Source organism: Leisingera sp. F5 (genome assembly GCF_001593695.1).
This window is the reverse complement of record NZ_LUKH01000187.1, coordinates 1-4,093: the sequence shown is the minus strand read 5'-3', so window position 1 is coordinate 4,093 and position 4,093 is coordinate 1. Positions and strand designations below refer to the sequence as shown.

The 4,093-nt window shown below is 64.7% G+C and carries 5 protein-coding genes; 2 read left to right on the top strand and 3 right to left on the bottom strand.

The window, feature by feature from the left end; translation table 11 throughout:
- The coding region (locus A2I95_RS26970) for an ATP-binding cassette domain-containing protein (protein ID WP_291734860.1) at positions 1-1,001 on the top strand (1,001 nt) is incomplete at its 5' end.
- Between the two features lie 145 nt (positions 1,002-1,146).
- Here the strand turns inward: A2I95_RS26970 and A2I95_RS26965 are convergent.
- From A2I95_RS26965 to A2I95_RS26955, 3 genes are all read right to left on the bottom strand, one after another.
- Positions 1,147-1,701, bottom strand: coding sequence for a sugar O-acetyltransferase (locus A2I95_RS26965; RefSeq protein ID WP_027258603.1), 555 nt, complete (start codon positions 1,699-1,701; stop codon positions 1,147-1,149).
- 224 nt (positions 1,702-1,925) lie between these two features.
- The gene (locus A2I95_RS26960; protein WP_291734857.1) at positions 1,926-2,681 is read right to left on the bottom strand and encodes an SDR family NAD(P)-dependent oxidoreductase; all 756 of its coding nucleotides are present in this window, start codon (positions 2,679-2,681) and stop codon (positions 1,926-1,928) included.
- An 89-nt stretch (positions 2,682-2,770) separates the two neighbouring features.
- Positions 2,771-3,697, bottom strand: coding sequence for a GNAT family N-acetyltransferase (locus A2I95_RS26955; protein ID WP_291734855.1), 927 nt, complete (start codon positions 3,695-3,697; stop codon positions 2,771-2,773).
- Between the two features lie 46 nt (positions 3,698-3,743).
- On the opposite strand from A2I95_RS26955, the gene A2I95_RS26950 reads away from it, so the two are divergent.
- Entirely contained in the window at positions 3,744-3,881 is a 138-nt protein-coding gene (locus A2I95_RS26950; protein WP_291734853.1) for a hypothetical protein, read from the top strand.
- Positions 3,882-4,093: the final 212 nt, after the last annotated feature.

The following is a 4,093-nucleotide window of genomic DNA, read 5'->3' as shown; positions in this document are numbered from 1 at the left end:
TGGCGCTGGATGCGGGGCCGAAATCGGGCCGCAAGGTGATCGAGGCCGAGGGCCTTGGCAAGGCGTTTGGCGGCAAAGAGATCGTCAGGGATTTCTCGCTGAAGGTGCAGCGCGGCGACCGGGTGGCCTTTGTCGGCCCCAACGGGGCAGGCAAGACCACACTTCTCAAAATGCTGCTGGGGTTGGAAGAGCCGGATTTCGGTTCGGTGAAGCAGGGCACCAATCTGGAACTTGCGCTGTTCGATCAGACCCGCGATCAGCTGGATGGCAATGCGACCCTGTGGGAGAATCTGACTGCCGATCCCTTGCTGGGAATTTCCGGCAAGGCGGATCAGGTGATGGTGCGCGGCCAGCCGAAACATGTGGTGGGCTATCTGAAGGAATTCTTGTTCGACGAACGCCAGGCACGCGCTCCTGTACGGTCGCTCTCAGGCGGCGAAAAGGCGCGGCTGCTGCTGGCACGGCTGATGGCGCGGTCCTCGAACCTGCTGGTTCTGGATGAACCGACCAACGACCTGGACGTGGAGACGCTGGACCTGCTGCAGGAGCTCTTGGACAACTACGACGGCACCGTGCTGCTGGTCAGCCACGACCGGGATTTCCTGGACCGGGTGGCGACCACCACAATTGCTATGGAGGGCAATGGCCAGGCCACCGCCTATGCCGGCGGCTGGAGCGATTACCTGGCGCAGCGCGGTCCGCTGGAGGCGGCTGACCGGCCTGAGAAGGTGAAGCCTTCGAAGCCTAAGCCCAAGCAGGAAAGCCAGCCCAAGGACGGCCTCAGCTTCAAGGAAAAACACCGGCTGGAGGCGTTGCCGGGCGAGATTGAGCGGCTGGAAGCGGAGATCGCCAAGCTGCAGGAGCTGATGGCGGATCCGCAGCTGTTCAGCCGCGAGCCGGTCAAATTCAAGAAGGCGACCGAGGCGCTGGTCGAGCGGCAGGAGAAACTGGCCGCGGCCGAGGAAGAATGGCTGCTGCTGGAGGAAAAGGCCGAAGGCTGAGGCGGTTGTTCCGGTTAGGACAGTAAGGCTGACCAAATGTTTCGCGCGCGAAACATTTGGTCAAAGATGTTGCCGTAAAATTTTGGAATTTATCAGGAAATTTGAATTGCAGGTTAAGGTGGCGGCCGCTGCCTTGAACTTTTGATTACTTGCGCCGAGGACGCGCGGGATTGCCGGTTACGGTTTCACCAGCCGCGACGTCCCTGGTCACAACCGCGCCGGCTCCGACGATGGCGCCATCACCGATGGTAACTCCCGGCAAAAGGATCGCGCCGCCGCCGATCCAGACGTCGGTACCCAGGGTGACGGGGCGGGCGATCTCCAGCCCCTGGGCGCGCAACGCCCTGTCCATGTGGTGCTGGGCGCAGTAGATCTGCACATTCGGCCCCAGCATGGTGCCGTCGCCGATAGTGACGGCTGCGGTGTCCAGAATGGTGCAGCCGGCGTTCAAATAGACGTTGTGGCCGAGGGTGATGTTGATGCCATAAGCGCAATGAAACGGCGCTTCGATCAGGCAGTTTGCGCCGTGGCCGGCAAAGAGTTTTGCCAGGGCCGGGCTGAACTGGGCGGCGGGATCGAGCGGTGCGGTGTTGTGCTGATGCACCGCGGTGCGGGCCTGATACCGCAACGCCCCCAGTTCGCTGTCCTGGCAACAGTACCAGTCGCCAGCCAGCATTTTCTGCCGTTCGGTTTTGCTCATCGGGGCCTCCGTGAGAGAGTGAATGGCTGGCACGGGGGATTGTCAATGACCGGGGGAATCTCCCGCGCCCGCAGGTGCCTTGGCTGCGCCAACGCGCCTTTGTGCGGCCTTGGGCCGCGCGTTGCTGCGCAACGCTGAAAGTTTTTGCTGAGAAGCGCTTCAGGAGCAGGTTTGCCCTGAAGACGCCATTTCGAGTGTGTGACCGGCAAGCAGCGGCAGGCGGTTCAGCGCATCCGCAAGGCGCCATCGATGCGGATAACCTCGCCGTTGAGGTAGCCCATCTCGACGATGAAGCCTGCCAGACGTCCGTATTCGCCCGGGTCGCCCAGGCGGGCGGGGTTCGGCACGTCTGCCGCCAGCTGCTGCTGCACCTCTTCCGGCAGGCCGGCCAGCATAGGCGTCATGAAGATGCCGGGGGCGATGGTCATCACCCGGATGCCCGAGGACGCCAGATCGCGCGCCATCGGCAGGCACATGCCGGCCACGCCGCCCTTGGAAGCGGCATAGGCGGCCTGGCCCTTTTGGCCGTCAAAGGCCGCGATGGAGGCGGTGTTGATGATCACCCCGCGGGCGCCGTCTGCGTCGGGGGTGTTCTTGGCGATTTCCACTGCAGCGAGGCGGGCGACGTTGAAAGTGCCGACCAGGTTGATGTCGATGGTGCGCTTGTAGGCATCGAGCGGATGGGCGCCGTCCTTGCCCACGGTCTTGGCGCCGATGGCGATGCCGGCGCAGTTTACGCAGGCCGTGATCTTGCCCATCTTCTCCGCGGCATGGGCGATGGCGGCAGAAACCGACTCTTCGCTGGTCACGTCGGTTTGGGCGAACTGCCCGCCGATCTCTTGCGCGACCGAAGCGCCGCGGTCAGCGTCGCGGTCCAGGATGGTGACCTGGGCGCCTTGTTCGGCAAAGTAGCGGGCGGTGGCCTCACCCAGGCCCGAGGCGGCGCCGGTGACAATGGCAGCGGTGTCTGCAAGTTTCATGAGCGGGGCTCCTCCCGGTTATCTGAACATTCGTTCATATAATGGAGGCGGCCTGCATCTGTCCAGCGGGACGGGACGTCGCGGGGCGGTCAGGCGCCCATCTGCCGCCGGTCCAGCAGTGTCAGGGGGCGTAAAAGACGGCCCAAAGGCGGCCAAAGGCCCCAGGTTCCACCCAGGCGGTGCGCCTTGGCGCCGGTGCCGAGTTTGAATCGGGCAAGCCCAGGCGCGCGCCCGGTATCGATTAAGCCAAGGTCGAGGCGGCAGATGCCCTTGGCGGCAAGCCAGCATGCGGCCTCCCACAGCAACAGGGGATGGGCGCTGAGCTGTTTGCCGCGCGCGGTGGTATGCGCGATGTGATAGGTGGCGCTGCTGCCATGGGTGAGGATCAGGATGGCGGCGACCGGGTCCTTGCCCTCGAACGCCTGGAACAGCTTGGCCTTGCCTTTGTTTTCGCGCGCATAGGCGAGGGTGAGGGGGAGGGGCCAGCTGCGGTAGCCGCGGGCGGTTTGCTGTTTGGCGTCGGCCGCAAACAGCCAGTGGCGCGGGTCGTGCGGCAAGTTCTGCCGGGTGAGGCGCAGGCCCTGGGATTTGCCGTGGTTCAGACGGTTGCGCCATTTCTGGTGCAGGGCTGTCCGGCGCTGTTCGGGGTCGCCGGTCAGATCCCAAAGCGCCGCATGCGCCGGGGTGACAAGCGGCACCGCACCAAGGCGGGCGAGCTGCGGCGCGGGTGTTTCCGGCGACAGGATCAGCGGGGTGCGGCCCAGCCCGCGCGCGCGCAAGGCTGCCATCAGGGGCGCGGTGTTTCTCAAATCCGCCCGGTTCACCATCGCCAGGCGCAGCCCGCCAGGCAGGCGGCGATGCAAAACCAGCAGGTTCTGTGCGTCTTCCAGCATCAGCGGGTCCTGCCCGCAGGCCATCAGCGCGCGGGCAAACTCCGGCGATTGCTGGAGGGCGCGGGGCTGGGGGCGGCTGGTGGCCGCTGCGGGGATATCGGGATCGGGGGCACTGTCGAACATGAGGCCATTAACGCGGTGGAAACCTAAATCATGGTTAACTTCCGGCATGAAGCAAACAAAACAGATCATGGGGCAGGCGGCAGCTGCCCCGCGGATGACCAAGGCAGCGGCGCTGCTGATTGCCATCGGGCTGTCGGTGCCGGTGTTTCTGGTGCTGATGCTGGTTGAAAAGGTGCTGTTATAGAGGCTGCCGGGAGGGCTCCCGCGCCCGCAGGCGCATTGGCTCGCCAATACGCCTTTGTGCGGCCCTGGGCGTGGCGCCGCGTTGCAGCGCAAGGAAGTTGGCTGAGAGGCGCTTAAGGGCAGGTTTGCCCTCAAGGCGCCTGTTTGAGTTTACCCTGGCCATCCCCGCCTCAAGGATAAACCGTGCTGCGCACGGCGGCTGCGCCGTCCTTG